13 protein-coding genes are annotated in these 15,876 nt (G+C 71.8%); 6 read left to right on the top strand and 7 right to left on the bottom strand.

The window, feature by feature from the left end; genetic code table 11:
* Window positions 1–2,457 (bottom strand): MMPL family transporter (locus QM568_RS12405; RefSeq protein WP_415139281.1); only part of this gene is annotated, 2,457 nt, incomplete at its 3' end.
* 102 nt (window positions 2,458–2,559) lie between these two features.
* Here QM568_RS12405 and QM568_RS12400 point away from each other — a divergent pair.
* Window positions 2,560–3,180: a TetR/AcrR family transcriptional regulator gene (locus QM568_RS12400; RefSeq protein WP_415139279.1), complete on the top strand. Its 621-nt coding sequence runs from the start codon at window positions 2,560–2,562 to the stop codon at window positions 3,178–3,180.
* A 61-nt stretch (window positions 3,181–3,241) separates the two neighbouring features.
* On the opposite strand, the gene QM568_RS12395 is transcribed toward QM568_RS12400, so the two are convergent.
* Both QM568_RS12395 and QM568_RS12390 read right to left on the bottom strand, forming a co-directional pair.
* On the bottom strand, window positions 3,242–3,553 hold the full coding sequence (locus QM568_RS12395) for a DUF2277 domain-containing protein (RefSeq protein WP_415139277.1): 312 nt from the start codon (window positions 3,551–3,553) through the stop codon (window positions 3,242–3,244).
* 9 nt (window positions 3,554–3,562) lie between these two features.
* Window positions 3,563–4,552 (bottom strand): o-succinylbenzoate synthase, encoded by a 990-nt coding sequence (locus QM568_RS12390; protein ID WP_415139275.1) that lies wholly within the window; start codon window positions 4,550–4,552, stop codon window positions 3,563–3,565.
* A gap of 135 nt (window positions 4,553–4,687) precedes the next feature.
* Here QM568_RS12390 and QM568_RS12385 point away from each other — a divergent pair, with 135 nt between their 5' ends.
* Complete coding sequence (locus tag QM568_RS12385; RefSeq protein WP_415139273.1) at window positions 4,688–8,440, top strand: homocysteine S-methyltransferase family protein; 3,753 nt, start codon at window positions 4,688–4,690, stop codon at window positions 8,438–8,440.
* Window positions 8,441–8,496: 56 nt separating this feature from the next.
* On the opposite strand, the gene QM568_RS12380 is transcribed toward QM568_RS12385, so the two are convergent.
* From QM568_RS12380 to QM568_RS12370, 3 genes are all read right to left on the bottom strand, one after another.
* Window positions 8,497–11,403 (bottom strand): ATP-binding cassette domain-containing protein, encoded by a 2,907-nt coding sequence (locus QM568_RS12380; protein WP_415139271.1) that lies wholly within the window; start codon window positions 11,401–11,403, stop codon window positions 8,497–8,499.
* Window positions 11,400–11,948 carry a hypothetical protein gene (locus QM568_RS12375; RefSeq protein WP_415139269.1) on the bottom strand — a complete coding sequence of 183 codons (549 nt, stop codon included), beginning with the start codon at window positions 11,946–11,948 and terminating at the stop codon, window positions 11,400–11,402. The genes QM568_RS12380 and QM568_RS12375 overlap by 4 nt, the downstream gene beginning before the upstream one ends.
* A gap of 119 nt (window positions 11,949–12,067) precedes the next feature.
* A complete protein-coding gene (locus QM568_RS12370; RefSeq protein ID WP_415139267.1) occupies window positions 12,068–13,060 on the bottom strand; it encodes a GNAT family N-acetyltransferase in 993 nt (330 codons plus the stop codon).
* 70 nt (window positions 13,061–13,130) lie between these two features.
* Between QM568_RS12370 and QM568_RS12365 the strand changes: the two genes are divergently transcribed.
* The 4 genes from QM568_RS12365 (at window position 13,131) to QM568_RS12350 (ending at window position 15,441) form a co-directional block, all read left to right on the top strand.
* Entirely contained in the window at window positions 13,131–13,463 is a 333-nt protein-coding gene (locus QM568_RS12365) for a PadR family transcriptional regulator (protein WP_415139265.1), read from the top strand.
* 1 nt (window position 13,464) lies between these two features.
* Window positions 13,465–14,265 carry a permease prefix domain 1-containing protein gene (locus tag QM568_RS12360; RefSeq protein WP_415139263.1) on the top strand — a complete coding sequence of 267 codons (801 nt, stop codon included), beginning with the start codon at window positions 13,465–13,467 and terminating at the stop codon, window positions 14,263–14,265.
* Window positions 14,238–14,453 (top strand): hypothetical protein, encoded by a 216-nt coding sequence (locus QM568_RS12355; protein ID WP_415139261.1) that lies wholly within the window; start codon window positions 14,238–14,240, stop codon window positions 14,451–14,453. Before QM568_RS12360 ends, QM568_RS12355 begins: the two co-directional genes overlap by 28 nt.
* Before the next feature lie 73 nt (window positions 14,454–14,526).
* Complete coding sequence (locus QM568_RS12350; RefSeq protein WP_415139259.1) at window positions 14,527–15,441, top strand: 1,4-dihydroxy-2-naphthoyl-CoA synthase; 915 nt, start codon at window positions 14,527–14,529, stop codon at window positions 15,439–15,441.
* 131 nt (window positions 15,442–15,572) lie between these two features.
* Here QM568_RS12350 and QM568_RS12345 read toward each other — a convergent pair.
* Window positions 15,573–15,876: HNH endonuclease signature motif containing protein (locus QM568_RS12345; protein ID WP_415139257.1), on the bottom strand; the 304-nt coding region annotated here is incomplete at its 5' end.

Here is a 15,876-nt window from a genome sequence, read left to right as displayed (position 1 = left end):
GCGCCCGGCGTCCGGGGCGAGCCGGCCGCTCAGCGCCAGCGCGAGCGCGCGGCGCGCACCGGGCGTCGACCCGGTCAGCACGGTCGTGCTGCCGGGGGCGATGCGCAGGTGCAGACCCCGGATTCCGGCATCCGCGAGGTCGAGGTCGTCGGCCGCGATCACGGAATCGTCGCCGGGCCAGTCGGCGAGACGGCGCTCGCGCTCGACGGCCTCGCCTTCGATGTCGACGCGGGGGAGGATCCGCTCGAGCCACGCCGGGATCTGCCAGGCGCGCTCGCCGAGGATCGCCATGAGCGCGGGGATGAGGGTCATCCGCACCAGGAAAGCGTCGATGGCGATGCCGGCGGCGAGCCCCAGGGCGATCGGCTTCAGCGAGGAGTCGCCCTCGGGGACGAACGCGACGAAGACGGCGAACATGATGAGTCCAGCGGCCGTGACGACCTTCGCCGAGCCGGTGAACCCGCTCTGCACCGCGCGGAGGGCGGCGGCCCGGCGCTCCGCGCGGCTCTGCGACGTCGAAGCGGGATCGTGCACGTAGTCCTCGCGCATGCGCGAGACGAGGAACACCTGGTAGTCCATCGCGAGTCCGAACAGCACGCCCATGAGGATGATCGGCATGAAGCTGATGATCGGGCCGACCCTGGCCACGTGCAGGAGATCGGCGAACCAGCCCCACTCGAACACCGCGCCGACCACGCCGAACGCGGCCACGATCGACAGCAGGTAGCCGAGGGCCGCGGTCACCGGCACCCAGATCGAGCGGAACACGATCGTGAGCAGGACCAGCGACAGGCCGATGACGAAGACGCCGAACGGCAGCAGGGCGCGGCCGAGCTGATCGGAGATGTCGATCGCCACCGCGGTGAAGCCGGTGACCTTCAGGTCGATGCCGAACTCGTCGAGCCACTCGTCGTGGTGCGCGCGCAGCGCGCGCACGAGCTCGGCGGTCGCGGGGTCATCGGGCGCCGTCTCGGGCACGACCTGAACGATGCCGGTGTCGGCGGTCTCGTTCGGGGTCGCGAGGGCGACCTCCTTCACGCCGTCGACCTTCGCGACGGCGTCGCCGAGGTCTTCCATGAGCCCCAGCGGATCGGTCGAGGTCACGATCGTGCCGGTGAGGATGAGCGGGCCGTTGAAACCGGGGCCGAACTGCTCGGCTGTGACGTCGTAGTTCTCGCGCGCCTGCGAGTGCTGGGGGAGCACGCCCGCGTTAGGCAGGGCGAGATCGATGCTCAACGCGGGGACGGCGACGACGCCGAGACCGAGGACGACGGCGAGCGAGACGAGGATCGGGCGGCGGGTGACGCCGGAGACCCAGCGCCGGCTGAAGGAGCCTCGAGCGCCGGCATCCGATCTTTTCGCCTCATGCGGGCCGGTGTCGTCCCCGTCCGCCGCCTCGGCGGCGGTGGTGGAGGGGACCGAGCCCCGGCGCGGCCAGCCCGCGACGCGTCCCTTCACGAATCCGAGAAGGGCCGGGGTCAGGGTCACCGCGATCGCGACGGCGATCGCGACGGCGACGGATGCCGCGACGCCCATCGTCGTCAGGAACGGGATGCCGGCGAAGCCGAGCCCGATCAGCGCGATGAGCACGGTGATCCCGGCGAACACGACCGCCGACCCCGCCGTGCCGACCGCGCGGGCCGCCGACTCCTCGGGGTCGATGCCCTCGCGGACCTGATCCTGATGGCGGGCCATGATGAACAGCGCATAGTCGATGCCCACCGCGAGCCCGAGCATGAGGGCCAGCAGCGGAGTGGTCGACGACACGGTCGCGAACGCGGTGGCGGCGAAGATGCCCGCCATCGAGACGCCGACGCCGAGGATCGCGGTGAGCAGGGGGAGACCTGCGACGACGAAGGAGCGGAAGGTGACGATCAACACGAGGAGCGCGATGAGGAGCCCCACCGCCTCGGTGAGGGTCACACCGGGGATGGACATCGCGAAGAGGTCGCCGCCGAGTGAGGTCTGAGCGCCGTCGGGTAGCGAGGCGTCGAGGTCGTCGACGATGCCTTCGACGGCATCCACCGTCTTCGGCGTCACGTCGCTGGACTGCCCTTCGAACTGCAGGCGCACGATCGCGGCGGTGGCGTCGTCGTTGACCATGCCGTGCACCATCTCGTCGTAGGGCGAGGAGGCGGCGAGCACGCCGGTGAGGTCGGCGAGTTCGGCGACGGCGTCTTCGACCGGCTCACGGTACTCGTCGTCGGTCACGGTCCCGCCGTCGGCGGCGACGATGACGATCTGCGCGTTCGTCCCGCTCACCTGCGGGAACGAGCGCGAGAGCTGCTCGAGCCCGGCTTGGGACTCGGTGCCGGGGATCGAGAAGGTGTTGTCCGTGCCCTCGCCGAGCAGGGCGGCGCCGGCTCCGGCGATGCCGAGAACGATGAGCCACGCCACGAGCACGCGCCAGGGGCGGCGGAACGACCAGCGTCCGAGCGAAGACAGCAGTGTGGACACGAGGCTCCTCGAGGTTCCAGTTCGATACACGAGTGTATTGAGTACGCACATGTATCGTATGGGGATGCGGGAGCAGAAGACTGTGTGCGGGGTGTGGATCTGATGTCGACGACGACGCGCAGCCGGGAGAACACGCGGGCCCGGCTGCTCGATGCAGCAGCTCAGGTCTTCGCCGAGGTCGGCCTCGACGGTGCGTCCGTCGAGGCGGTGTGCGAGCGTGCCGGGTTCACCCGGGGGGCGTTCTACTCGAACTTCGAATCGAAGGACGAGCTCTTCCTCACCCTGGCGGCCCGCGTCGGCGAGGAGCGCGTCCAGGCGGTGCGCGCCCGTGTCGACGAGCTCGGTGCCGCTGGGGCGCTCGCCGGTGGGTGCGACCCGGCCGAGCTCGTCCGCGACGTCATGGACTCGGGCGAGGACGATCGGCTCGGCGTCATGCTGCACAGCGAGATCCGGATCCGGGCGCTGCGCGACCAGGCCTTCGGCGCCGCCTACCTCGTGCAGGAGCGCGAGATGGTGCGCAGCATCGCTCACATCATCACCGACATCGCCTCGGTCGGTCTGCTGAGGCTCCGGGTGCCCGCCGAGGAGGCGGCCCGCATGCTCATGATCGTCTGGGAGGGCATGACCGTGCGCGCAGCCCTTGACGGGCAGGACGCCGCGCAGCTGCGCCACGCCGGCGGCGAGGAGCTCGGCCGGCTCGTGCAGCTCCTCGTCGAGGAGTGAGCGGCGGAGATTCTCCCGCCCGGCGGCGCCTTCCCCGCACCTGGTGCGCGTTGTTGTCGCCTCAGGAACCCGCGGCGGCGCGCTTCTGCTGCTGGAACACCCTGATCGCCTCGTAGCGGTCGGCGGAGCGGGCCTGGCGCTTCGCGGCCTCCTCCGTGCGGTTCTTCGGGGGCGCCGTGGTGACGAGCTCGTTGAGCAGGCGACGCGTGGCGACGGCGATCTCGGCGACGGCCCGGTCGAACACCTCCTGGTTGGCGCGCGAGGGCTTCGTGGTGCCGGCGATCTTGCGCACGAACTGCAGGGCGGCGTCGTGGCACTCGTCGTCGGTGGCGGCGGGCTCCAGATTGTTCAGCGGGACGATGTTGCGGCACATGCCGCCAGGCTAGACCGCGCCGTCCCGGCCGCCAAGGGCCTTCCAGCAGCGCTCCAGCCGCTCGAGCCACCAGTCCCGGCGGTCGGCGGATGCCGCCAGGCGGCTCAGCGCGCCGGCATCCGGCTCCACCCGGCGAACGGCGATCGCCCCGTCCGCCGGCCGCAGCTCGGCGACGTCGTCGAGGAAGAGCGAGGAGGTGCCCAGCCCGCAGTCGTACTCGAGCTCGGGGAGGGCGGCGGCGAGGGCCGCGCCCTGCGACAGGCCGACCGCGGTGTCGAGGGCGCTCGAGACGACGACGGGGAGGCCCGCCGCGGTCACGATCTGCAGGGCGTGGGTGATGCCGCCGAGGGGCTGCGCCTTGATGACGAGCAGGTCGGCGGCCTTCGCGCGCGCCACGGCGAGCGGATCGGACGACTTGCGCACGCTCTCGTCCGCCGCGATCGGGATGCCCATGTACTTCACGCGCCGGCGCAGCTCCGCCAGCTCGTCGACGCTCGCGCACGGCTGCTCGACGTACTCGAGGTCGAACTCGGCGAACGCGTGCACGGCGTGCTCGGCCTCGTCGACGTTCCACAGTCCGTTCGCATCGACGCGGATGCGCCCCTCCGGCCCCATCGCCTCGCGCACGGCGCGCACGCGGGCGACGTCGTCGGTCAGGAGCTGGCCGGGCTCGGCGACCTTGACCTTGGCGGTGCGGCATCCGGCGAAGCGGGCGAGCACCTCGGGGACGCGCGCGGCGTCGACCGCGGGGACGGTCGCGTTCACGGGGATCGCGTCGCGCACGGCCGTCGGCTGCGGACGGTAGGCGAAATCGATCGCCGCGGAGAGCCAGACGGATGCCTCGGCATCGCCGTACTCGACGAACGGCGAGAACTCGGCCCATCCCGCAGGTCCCTCGAAGAGCACCGCCTCGCGCGTGTCGACCCCGCGGAACCGCGTGGCCATCGGGAGCGCGACGACCCGAGCCGAGTTGATGAGATCTGCGAGCGGCGGGAGCATGCCCCCATTCTGTACGCCCCGCGCGGAGTTGTGCGGATGCGACGGAGAATGTCCGCCGCATCCGCCCCGTGCGGAGCGCATTCCTCCGCGCGACCCGCCCCGAAACACGCGTCGGCACGGCTCTAGGCTGGGGGCATGCCGACTCTCCACCCCCTCGACATCGAAGCCTTCGATCGTCCTGACCGCGCGCAGGCGCTGCTCGACGCCGTGCAGACGCGGGTCGTGATCGCCGACGGGGCGATGGGCACGATGCTGCAGCAGCACGACCTGTCGATCGATGAGGACTTCCAGGGGCTCGAGGGCTGCAACGAGATCCTCAACGTCACCCGCCCCGACGTGATCGGCGGCATCCACGACGCCTACTTCGCGACCGGCATCGATGCCGTCGAGACGAACACCTTCGGGGCGAACTGGTCGAACCTGTCGGACTACGGCATCGACGACCGCATCCACGAGCTCGCCGAGCGCGGCGCGCGCATCGCCCGGGAGCGCGCGGAGGCCGCCGAGGCCGCTGACGGGCGGATGCGCTGGGTCCTCGGCTCGATGGGTCCCGGCACGAAGCTGCCGAGCCTCGGGCACACCACCTACGACCACCTCAAGCAGACCTTCGCGCTGCAGGCCGAAGGCCTCATCGACGGCGGCGCCGACGCCTTCCTCGTGGAGACCAGCCAGGACCTGCTGCAGACGAAGGCGGCGGTGAACGGATGCCGGCTGGCGTCCGTCGCCCGCGGCATCCGCCTGCCCATCTTCGTCGAGGTGACCGTCGAGACCACCGGGACCATGCTCATGGGCTCCGAGATCGGCGCGGCGCTGACCGCGCTGGAGCCGCTCGGCGTCGACGCGATCGGCCTGAACTGCGCGACCGGCCCCGCTGAGATGAGCGAGCACCTGCGGCACCTGTCGAAGCACTCCACCGTGCCGATCGCCTGCATGCCGAACGCGGGGCTCCCCGTGCTGGGCGCGAACGGCGCCCACTACCCGCTGACCCCGGCCGAGCTCGCGACCGCGCACGAGCAGTTCGTGCGCGAGTTCGGGTTGGGCCTCGTCGGCGGATGCTGCGGCACGACGCCCGAGCATCTCGCCGCCGTCGTCGAGCGGCTGGAGCCCTACCGGAGCGGATCCCGGTCGTTGAGCGAGCGAGGTGACTCCACCAGGTCGTCGAGCGAGCGCAGCGAGACGAAACGCAGCGAGGTCCCTCACGACGTTTCGTCTCGGTCGCTGGCGCTCTCTGGCGGGGCGACCGGCACCGGGATCACGTCCAGGAACGTCGAGATCGACGCCGGCGTCGCGTCGCTCTACCAGCACGTGTCCTTCGACCAGGACGCCTCCTACCTCGCGATCGGCGAGCGGACGAACGCGAACGGCTCGAAGGCCTTCCGCGAGGCGATGCTGGAGGGCCGCTTCGACGACTGCGTCGAGATCGCCCGCAACCAGATCCGCGTCGGCGCGCACCTCCTCGACGTCTGCGTCGACTACGTCGGGCGCGACGGCGTCGCCGACATCGGTGAGATCGTCTCGCGCTTCGCCTCGCAGTCGACGCTGCCGCTCGTGATCGACTCCACCGAGCCGCCGGTCATCCAGGCAGGCCTCGAGCTCATCGGCGGACGCCCCGTGGTGAACTCCGTCAACTACGAGGACGGCGACGGCGCCGACAGCCGCTTCGGCCGCATCATGCCGCTCGTCAAGGAGCACGGCACCGCGGTCGTCGCGCTCACGATCGACGAGCAGGGGCAGGCCCGCACGACCGAGGGCAAGGTCGCCATCGCCTCGCGCCTGATCGACGAGCTCACCGGCACCTGGGGCATGCGCGTCGAGGACATCATCGTCGACTGCCTCACCTTCCCGATCGCGACCGGCCAGGAGGAGACCCGCCGCGACGGCATCGAGACGATCGAGGCGATCCGGCAGATCACGCAGAAGTATCCCGGCATCCACACCACGCTCGGCGTCTCGAACGTGTCGTTCGGTCTCAACCCGGCCGCCCGCATCGTGCTGAACTCGGTGTTCCTGCACGAAGCGTCGGAGGCCGGCCTCTCCAGCGGCATCATCGACGCCGCGAAGATCGTGCCGCTGGCGTCCCTCCCCGAGGAGCAGCGCAAGGTCGCGCTCGACCTCGTCTGGGACCGCCGGGAGTACGACGCCGACGGCAACGTCACCTACGATCCGCTCGCCACCATGCTCGATCTGTTCGCCGGCGTCGACACCGCGGCGCTGCGCGACCAGCGCGCCGCGGAGCTCGCTGCGCTCCCGGTCGGCGAGCGGCTGCAGCGGCGCATCATCGACGGCGAGGGCAAGGGGCTCGAAGCCGACCTCGACCTCGCGCTCGGCGAGGGGATGACGGCGCTCGGCATCATCAACGACCACCTGCTCGAGGGCATGAAGGTCGTGGGCGAGCGCTTCGGCGCCGGCGAGATGCAGCTGCCGTTCGTGCTGCAGTCGGCCGAGGTCATGAAGAACGCCGTGGCCCTGCTCGAGCCGCACATGGAGAAGTCCGAGTCGTCGGGCAAGGGCACCATGGTGATCGCGACCGTGCGCGGCGACGTGCACGACATCGGCAAGAACCTCGTCGACATCATCCTCACCAACAACGGCTACAAGGTCATCAACCTCGGCATCAAGCAGCCGATCGCCGACATCATCGCCGCCGCCGAGGAGCACGGCGCCGACGTCATCGGCATGTCGGGCCTGCTCGTGAAGTCGACGGTCGTGATGAAGGAGAACCTGCTCGAGCTGCAGGCCCGGGGCCTCGCGAAGAAGTGGCCGGTGATCCTCGGCGGCGCCGCCCTCACCCGGGCCTATGTCGAGGACGATCTGGTCGGCATGTTCGACGGCGAGGTCCGCTACGCGAAGGACGCGTTCGAGGGGCTCGCGCTCATGGAGCGGCTCGTGCGCGTCGCCCGCGGCGAGGATCCGGCATCCGTCGGTCTTCCCGCTCTGAAGAAGCGCATCCACGCCCGCGGGGCGCAGCTCACGCTCACCGAACCCGATGATCTCCCGGCGCGCTCCGACGTGGCATCCGACAACGAGGTCCCCGTGCCGCCGTTCTGGGGGACCCGGATCGTCCGCGGCATCGCTCTCGGCGACTACGCCGCCTACCTCGACGAGCGTGCGACGTTCATGGGGCAGTGGGGGTTGAAGCCCGGACGCGGCGAGGACGGCGCGTCCTACGAGGAGCTCGTCGAGCGCGAGGGGCGCCCGAGACTGCGCTATTGGCTCGACCGGATCCTCGGGGAGGGGATGCTCGACGCCTCGGTCGCGTACGGGTACTTCCCCGTGGTCTCGGAGGGCGACGATGTCGTGGTGCTGCACCACGGCGACGACCCGACCGGCGCGCTCGGGGTGCCGGGACTCCTCGCCCCGGACGGGGGTTCCGGCGGGCCGCTCGGCTCCGACCGCCTCCGCTTCGCGTTCCCGCGTCAGCGCCGCGACCGGCACCTCGACCTCGCCGACTTCATCCGTTCGCGCGAGTCCGGGCAGGTCGACGTGCTGCCCGTGCAGCTCGTCACGGCGGGGGCGGCGATCGACAAGGTCACAGCGAAGCTGTTCGCCGAGGACAAGTACCGCGACTACTACGAGCTCAACGGACTCGTGATGCAGCTCACCGAGGCGCTCGCCGAGTTCTGGCACGCCCGCATCCGCTCCGAGCTCGGGTTCTCCGCCGAGGACCCGGCCGACACCGCCGGACTCTTCAGGCTCGAGTACCGCGGTGCGCGCTTCTCGCTCGGCTACCCGGCGTGCCCCGACATGGAGGACCGCCGCAAGGTCGTGGAGCTGCTGCGCCCCGAGCGCATGGGCGTCGAGCTCAGCGACGAGCTGCAGCTGCACCCCGAGCAGTCGACGGACGCCTTCGTCTTCCACCACCCGGAGGCGAAGTACTTCTCGGTCTGAGCATCCGCCCCTCCGCCGACGCCCCATCCGCCCGGCCGCGCCCCATCTGCGCGACGTCAGGCAGGTGGGGCGTCGCGGCGCAGGTGGGGCGTCGCGAGGGAATCATCGTGACGAGCCGGGGCGGCGAGGGGCTTCGCGCGGCGGAACGCGGCCAGCACGGGTCGCCCGATCAGCGTGATGCCGACGATCGTGGTGATGGCGCGCAGGGTGTCCCATCCCGCCGTCGACGTGACGAACGAGTACAGCAGGAAGCTGCCGAGGTTCTGCCAGAGCGGAGCCCCCGGCGTGTAGGAGATCGCGGTGTCCGGACCGACCGCGAACGGCCAGAACCACAAGTTCAGCAGGAGGCCGAAGACGTACGACGACACGGCGCCGTAGGCGCACAGCATCCACACCTCCGCCCAGCCGCGTACCCGCCGCGGGAGGAGGCCGGCGCCGGCGCCCACCCAGCCGCAGGCGAACATCTGGAACGGCGTCCAGGGGCCGAAGCCGCCGAACACCGTCGAGGAGAGCAGGATGGTCGACACGCCCAGCAGCATCCCGAAGCGGGCGCCGAAGACGCGTCCGGCGAGGATCAGCATGAGGAACACCGCCTCGACGCCGCCGACGCCGGTGCTCGCGATGCGCAGGGCGGTTCCGATGGCGGCCAGCACGCCGAGGTAGGCGAGCACGTGCGCCGAGCGCACGCTGCGATCGAGGGCCGTGATCGTGACGATGACGGCCACGGGCGCGAGGGCGAGCGCGACCCAGGGCGCTGCGGCCTGCGCCTGCGAGGGGAGCGCCGTGGTCAGCAGCGGCCAGGTGAAGGCCGCCACGGCGACGAGGTTCGCGAGGAGCAGCGCGGTTCCCGCCCAGCGCCGGTTCGGGTGCCGGACCGTTCGTCGGGAGGAGGGACGCGACACACCGCCTTCGGGGCCGGATTCCTCCGACGGATGGGATTCGCCCCGACGGACGGCTCGGGCGGAGGCGGATGCCGGGGGAGCGGATTCGGGACCAGCGGAATCGGGACCAGCGGAATCGGGGAGAGCGGATGCCGGGCGAGCGGATGCCGGGACGACGCCGTCGCGCATCGGCACGATCCTCGCGCGCAGCGCGTCGGCGAACGCGATGTCGTGCGTCGCCAGCAGCACAGCGGTTCCGGCATCCGCCGCCCGCTGCAGAGCCCCGCGCACCTGATCGCGGGCGGCGGCGTCGAGGCCGCGCGTCGGCTCGTCGATGAGCAGCGCGTCGGGACGCCGCGACAGCTGCAGGGCGATGGCGAGGCAGCGGCGCTCGCCGAGCGACAGATCCCGCGGGTGCCGGGCGAGGAGGCCGGCGCGCGACGCGTCGTCGAGTCCGAGGAACGAGGCGAACAGAACGGCGGACGCCGGCCCCGGGGCACGGCGGTCGGCATGGGCGCACTCGGCGGCGACGGTGTCGCGGGTGAAGAGGTCGTCCGAGGCATCCGGCACGAGGACGGGGGATCCGGTGATCTCGGCGCCCTGCGGGGGGAGCGCGAGCGCGAGGAGGAACGAGGACTTGCCGGCTCCGTTCGGGCCGATGAGCGCGGCGATCTCGCCGGGACCGAGGGCGATCGAGGCGTCGGCCACGACGGTCGTGTCGCCGTGCGCGACGCGCAGATGCGCGGCGGCGAGGGCGGGGCGGGCACCGGGGGCCGGGGCGGCATGTTCGAGGCTCCGATCCCGCTCACGACCGTCCGCGGTTCGCGCAGGAGCGTCCGCGGCGCCCTCCTCGGCCGACGACGCCTGCGCGGCCGGCACGAGGGCGCCGTCGACGATCGTCCACCAGCGGTCGGCGACGGGGGCGAACGGCTCGGCCCGGTGCTCTGCGACGACGACGCCGATGCCGCTCTCGTGGGCGAGCCGGTCGAGCGCGGCCACGACGCGCACCCGGGCGTCGGCGTCGAGATCGGCGAGCGGCTCGTCGATGAGGAGGAGAGCCGGCTGCTCGACGACGGATCCCGCGATCGCCACGAGCGTCGCCTCGCCGGCGGACAGGGTGTGCACGGAGCGCTCGAGCAGTCCGGAGAGGCCGAGGGCCGCGGCGACCTCGTCGACGCGGGCGCGGACGGCTGCCGTCGCGACGCCGCGCACCTGCAGGGCGAGGCCGATCTCGTCGCGGACGACGTCGGTGCAGAAGCCCTCGCGCGGATTCTGCAGCACCACGCCGACCGCGCGGGAGGCGTCGCGGGGCGGCATCCGCCGTCTGTCCAGACCCGTCACCTCGACCTCGCCACGGGACCAGCCGCCGTCCACGTGGTCGACGAGGCCCGCGAGCCCGCGGAGCAGCGTGGATTTGCCGGTGCCGGTGGGGCCGGTGACGACCTCGAGCGCGCCGCGGCGCGGCGAGAATCCCGGCACCGTCAGCACCGGCGCCTCGCCGAAACCGAACGCGGCTTCCCGCACCACGGCGGGGCGCTCGGGGTCGCCGTCGACGGGGCTGCCTCCGAACCCCCGCAGCTCGAGTCCGGCGGCCACGGCCGCGGCGCGCTCCAGGGTGCGCTCGAGCACGGGGACCAGCATCCGGGGCCCCGCCCTCTCGCCCCGCAGGCGCTGCGCCGTGCGCACGGTCCGCACCGCCTGCCCGAGTCCGGGCAGCGTCGACCAGGCGACGGCGAGAGCTCGGGCGATGCCGCGGAAGGGGCCGCGGCGGGCGAGGCGTCCGAACGCCCTCGAGACGTCGAACAGCGCGTTGAGCAGTCCGAACAGCAGCACGACGCCGGCGATCGGCAGGGCCGACAGCACCGCCTCGCCGATGCCATCGAGGGTGGCGGGGCCGAGCAGCGTCACCCAGGAGAACGGTGCGGGCAGACGGATCGCCGGCAGCGGCAGGACGACGGGTCCCTCGCCGTCGGCGCCGTGGAAGAGGATGCGGTAGACGACGCGGGCGGCGATGAAGAACACCGCCAGCCCGGCCGCCGCGCGCAGCGGGCCCGGCCGCAGGCGCAGGCCCGCTCGGGTCACGAGGCGGGAGCCGCCGGTTCGCCGTTGACGGTGAACAGCAGCTGCACGCTGTCGCCGGGGTTCAGCTGGAGGGTGGGCAGGCTCGTCTGCGCGTAGTCCCAGACGCCGCCGACGGGCTTGACCCACAGGCCCCAGTACGCGGCGGCGGGCGGCATGTTCGCGCACGCCTCGTGATAGGGCGCGCCGTCGTCGCCGGTGAGCTCGGTCTCCGCGGAGGGCACGCCGTCGACGCGGCAGACCACGTCTTCGGGGTAGGTCGCGGTGCCCTCGGTGGTGAAGCCCGCCGCGGCGATGGCATCGGTTCCGAGGATCGTCTCCTCGGTCTCGACGCACACCTCATCCGAAGGGTCGTCCGTCACCTCGAGATCGCCCGTGTCGATCACGACGGTGACACCGGCGCAGGCGACGTCGTCGGCCGGCGCGGACGATGCGGATTCCGACGGCGATGCAGGGGCCGGGGCGGCGGAGGCGCACCCGCCGAGCGCGAAGGCGAGGGTCGCGGCGGCGGTGAGGGCGAGGAGGGCGGTGCGGGGCTTCGAAGTCACCGCTCCACTGTACGGAATCCACGGGCTCCGGCCCGCTTCGGGTCGTCACAATCGGGCGTCGCGCGCTCCGCCCGTGCCGGGTGTCATGTCGGCCGCCGTCAGCCCAGCCGCCGTCGCCGTCAGCCCAGCCGGCGCTGCAGCTCGCCCATGCGCTCGGTCGGGCGGAAGCCCAGCTCGACGTTGATCGCGAGCATGTGCGCGTTCGAGTCGGCGTTGGACGTGTGCACGAGCCGGGTTCCCGGTGACTCGCGCTGCAGCATCCGCAGGTTCGCGATCTTGATCGCGGCGCCCAGGCGGTGGCCGCGATCCTGGCGGCGCACGAGCGTTCCCCACTGGTAGGCGTTGCCGTCGTCGCCGGAGACGACGATCTGGGTGTACGCGGCGACCTCGCCGTCGGTGTCGACGGCGACCGTGCCGTAGGAGGTGCGGTTCTGGGCGACGAGCAGCTCTTCGTGCTCGCGGATGCCGGCGGTGTCGGGCCGCGCCGCCTCGAGGTCGAGATCGCCGGTCGGCGCCTCTGTCTCCAAGGAGGCGTCGAGCACGGCCCACCCGTCCAGGTGCTCCGCGGGCACCGGACCGCTCCAGCTCCGCAGCGTGTAGCCGCGGACGTCGGGGGCATCGACGGCGACCGGCAGGGCGAGCGTGCTGCGCACGTCGCCGAGCGCGAGGGCGTAGCCGTGCCGGCGGGCGAACTCCAGGCCGGGCGATCCGTCGCCGCCGGTGCCGAGGGCATCGGGCCAGCTGACCGTCGCCAGCGCCGTCGTCCGGGCGGATGTCACAGCCTCCGCCTCGAGGAAGGCGAGGGCCGCGGTGCCGAGACCCCGGCGGCGATGCGCCGGCGGGATGCTGATGGCGAGATGCGCCTGGTGGGTGTTGTCCTTGCGGGGGAGGGCGAGGCTGGCGGAGCCGACGACGGCGCCCCCGCTGCGCAGCAGGTGTGCGCGGCGCTCGGCGACCGATGAGTCCGGCTGCAGCTCGCTGCGCGATTCCCCGAGCGTCCACACCGTCGCGTCGGGGCCGCGGTCGGCGCGTTCCGCCTCGGCGTATGCGGTCCACCAGCGGTCGACGTCGTCATCGTCGAACGGGTCTACGGCGGCGATATCGAGGGGCACGCCTCTCACCCTACGACCCGATCGGGAGACGTATGGACAATAGTGTGTGACGCACAGTAATGTCTCAATCATGAATGAAGCGCTCGACACGCACCTGCAGGAGCTCCGCCGCGGCACGGTGGTGCTCGCCTGCCTGCAGCTGCTGCGCAGCCCCGGCTACGGCTACGGGCTGCTCGAAGAGCTCGACCGCCGCGGCTTCGCCACGGACGCGAACACCCTGTACCCCCTGCTGCGCCGACTCGAGAAGCAGGAGCACCTCACGAGCGAGTGGAACACCGACGAGGCGAGGCCCCGCAAGTTCTACCGCACCACGGATGCCGGCATGCGACTCGCCGACACCCTCACCGACGAATGGCGATCGCTCACCACCGCGATCACCGCCCTCACCTCAGAGGAGCACTGACATGACCACGACCGCCACGCTCACCGAGCGCTACATCGCCGCGACGGTCAAGAGCCTGAGACCCGACGCGCAGGACGACGTGCGCGCCGAGCTCCAGGCGTCCATCGCCGACGCCGTCGAAGCCCGGCTCGACCAGGGGGAGGCCCCGGGCGACGCCGAACGGGCCGTGCTCACCCAGCTCGGCGATCCCGGCATCCTCGCGGCGGGCTATGCGGATCGTCCGCTGCACCTGATCGGGCCGCGCTTCTATCTGACCTGGTGTCGGCTGCTGAAGCTGCTGCTGATCATCGTGCCGGTCTGCGTGCTGGGCGCCGTGGCGCTCGGGCAGACGATCTCCGGCGCCGCGGTCGGCGAGATCATCTCCTCGTCGATCGTCGCCGCGGGCGGCACCGCCATCCACATCTGCTTCTGGACGACCCTCGTCTTCGTCGTGCTCGAGCGCACCGGCAGCTCGACGTCGATCGACGCGTGGAGCGTCGACCAGCTGCCCGAGATCACCGATGACGGCGCCGGCCGCAACGAGCTGATCGCGTCGCTCGTCTTCCTCGGCATCGCCGTCGGCGCTCTGCTCTGGGACCGCATCCGCGGCTTCGTCCCCGGAGAGACGCTGCCGATCCTGAACCCGGATCTGTGGCCGTGGGGGATCGCGTCCTGTTCGCTCTCGTCGTCGCGGAGGCCGTGTTCGCCGTGGTCCTCTTCCGGCGGCGCGGCTGGAGCCCGGCGCTGGCGGTCGTCAACACCGTCCTCGCGCTGGTCTTCCTCGGGTGGGCTCTCGTGCTCCTCGTGCGCGGCGAGCTGGTGAACCCGGAGTTCCTCGCGCACGTCGCCGCCGCCGGCGGAGACGGGTTCGCGGCGGGCGACGCCGAGGCCGCAGGCGAAGGCGGGATCTTCCGCGTCCTCGCCGTGCTCCTCGGATTCGGCATCGCGGCCGGCGCGGTGTGGGACATCGTCGACGGATGGATCAAGACCGTACGTCGCCGTCGCCGCTGACGGCATCCGATCGCGGAAGGCGCCGCCCAGTGCCGGGCGGCGCCTTCCGCGCGTCCGGCGATGCAGGAATAGGGTGGATGCCGTGACCCACGTCTCCGATCTGTTCGACCCGGCCGAGTGGACGCTCGCGCCCGGCGCCGAGGACTACACCGACATCACCGCGCACGTCTCGGTGGACGGCGGGGTGGCCCGCATCGCGTTCGACCGGCCCGAGGTGCGCAACGCCTTCCGCCCGCACACCGTCGACGAGCTGTACCGCGCCCTCGACATCGCCCGGCAGGACCCGCGCATCGGCGCCGTGCTGCTCACCGGCAACGGGCCGAGCCCGAAGGACGGCGGATGGGCGTTCTGCTCGGGCGGCGACCAGCGCATCCGCGGACGCGACGGCTACAAGTACTCCGACTCCGCCACGGAGGTCGCCGACCCTGCCCGCGCCGGTCGCCTGCACATCCTCGAGGTGCAACGGCTCATCCGCTTCATGCCCAAGGTCGTCATCGCCGTGATCCCCGGGTGGGCGGCCGGCGGCGGCCACTCGCTGCACGTGGTCTGCGACCTCTCGATCGCCTCGGCCGAACATGGCCGGTTCAAGCAGACGGATGCCGACGTCGGCAGCTTCGACGCCGGCTACGGCTCTGCGTACATGGCCCGCCAGACCGGGCAGAAGTTCGCGCGGGAGGTGTTCTTCCTCGCGGAGGAGTACTCGGCGCAGCGCGCGTACGAGATGGGCGCAGTGAATCGCGTGGTGCCGCACGAGGAGCTCGAGCGCGAGGCGTTGAAGATGGCGCGCACGGTGCTCACGAAATCGCCCACCGCGATCCGGATGCTGAAGTTCGCCTTCAACGCCGTCGACGATGGGCTCGTCGGCCAGCAGGTGTTCGCCGGGGAGGCGACCCGTCTCGCCTACGGCACCGACGAGGCTGTGGAGGGGCGCGATTCCTTCCTCGAGAAGCGCGACCCCGACTGGTCGGCGTTCCCGTACCACTACTGATCTGTCGAGCACTGCTGCACCGGGGACGCGTCGGACGACCCGTTCCACACCGTCGAGAGAGACGTTTGATCCCGCCGGAGCCGATCAGGTCATCGGCGCGTCTCAGAAGGATGAGCCGATGCCTGCGGGGGTCAGAAAGGTGCGGCGACATCGCCGTCGGGTGCGACCGCGGCGGCGAAGGTGAAGGCGGCGGCGATATCGCCGTCTGGGCTGGCGCATCCCGCAGATTCCCGCCTGTCGGGTGGTCGGGTGGTGTGTCCGGTGGGGGTGGTGATTTGGACTGTGCCGTCGGGTCGGGTGCGGTATGTCGTTCGGGTTCTGTGGCGGTGGGTGTGGTCGCGGGGGCAGAGGGGCCGCAGGTTCGTGGTGTTGGTGGTGCCGCCGTTCGCCCAGGGGCGGTCGTGGTCGATGTCGGCGTCGGCGGCGAGGCGGTGG

This window comes from Microbacterium sp., from assembly GCF_047607465.1.
Taxonomy (GTDB): domain Bacteria; phylum Actinomycetota; class Actinomycetes; order Actinomycetales; family Microbacteriaceae; genus Microbacterium.
The sequence above is the reverse complement of the archived record's forward strand: the minus strand, read 5'-3'. Positions and strand labels throughout refer to the sequence as shown.